This is a genomic window from Frankia sp. AgKG'84/4, from assembly GCF_023242965.2.
Taxonomy (GTDB): Bacteria; Actinomycetota; Actinomycetes; order Frankiales; family Frankiaceae; genus Frankia.
Map to the genome: position 1 here is coordinate 1 of NZ_JALKFU020000842.1, position 967 is coordinate 967.

A 967-nucleotide genomic window follows, 5' to 3' on the forward strand; every position below is an offset into this window, starting at 1 on the left:
GGCGCACACCGCGCTGCCCGGCGTGCCCGCCCGCCGCCCGCACGGCGCGGTCGAGGACCTCGTCGACGGCGACGGGGTCGGTGCGTAGCTGTCCGCCGTCCATCCGGGCCAGGGTGAGCAGTGACTCGGCGAGGCGGATGAGCCGTTCGGTCTCCTCGGCGGCGCCGGCGATCGCGTCGCGCAGCTCGGCGACACGACGCCCGGGCCGGGCGGCGAGTTCCAGCTCGGCCTTGAGCACGGTCAGCGGGGTGCGCAGCTCGTGGCCGGCGTCGGCGATGAACGCGCGGTCGCGGGCACGGGCCGCGTGCAGGCGCGCGAGCAGATCGTTCATCGTGCGCGCCAGCGCCGCGATCTCGTCGCGGGTCGCGGGTACCGCGAGCGCGAGAGCCACCGGTGGCACCGGGCCGGGGGCGCGGGCGGCGCCGGGTCGATGGACGGGGTCGGGGACGGGGACGGGGACGGGGACGGGGTCGGGGACGGGGACGGGGACGGGTCGGCGGTAGGGGTCCGGGCCGGACAGGGTGTCGTCCTCGGCGGCGGCCATCGCCGCAGCCTCCCGGCGCATCCGCTCGACCGGACGCAGGGCCGCGCCGCAGAGCAGCCAGGCGGCCAGGCCGGACAGGGCGACGAGCGGGGCGCTGGCCAGCACCATCACGTTGCGGACGCGGTCCTCGGCGCGGTCGGTCGGGCGGGTGGTGAGCCCCACGACGGCGATCAGGGTGGTGCGCCCGGCGGGGCCGGCGAGGGGCACCGGTACGGCGTAGACCCGGATCTGGTCCTCGGTCTGCCCGTCCCGGTGGGGCTGGGCCGTCGCCCACAGGGCCCGAGTGCGGGCGGTGGCGAGCGTCGAGCCGGTGGCCAGCGCGCCGCGACCGGCATCGGCGGAGGCGGCGATCACCTGCCCGTCGGCGGTGAGGACCTGCGCGATCGGCCCGCCGCCGGCCAGCAGGGTCGCGGCGTCACGGGC

Annotated in this window: 1 protein-coding gene; it reads right to left on the reverse strand. The window is 78.8% G+C overall.

All coding sequences use genetic code 11. The features are described 5' to 3' along the window. A partial coding sequence (locus MXD58_RS25585) for a histidine kinase dimerization/phospho-acceptor domain-containing protein (protein ID WP_250610251.1) occupies positions 1–949 on the reverse strand: 949 nt, incomplete at its 3' end. Positions 950–967 lie beyond the last annotated feature (18 nt).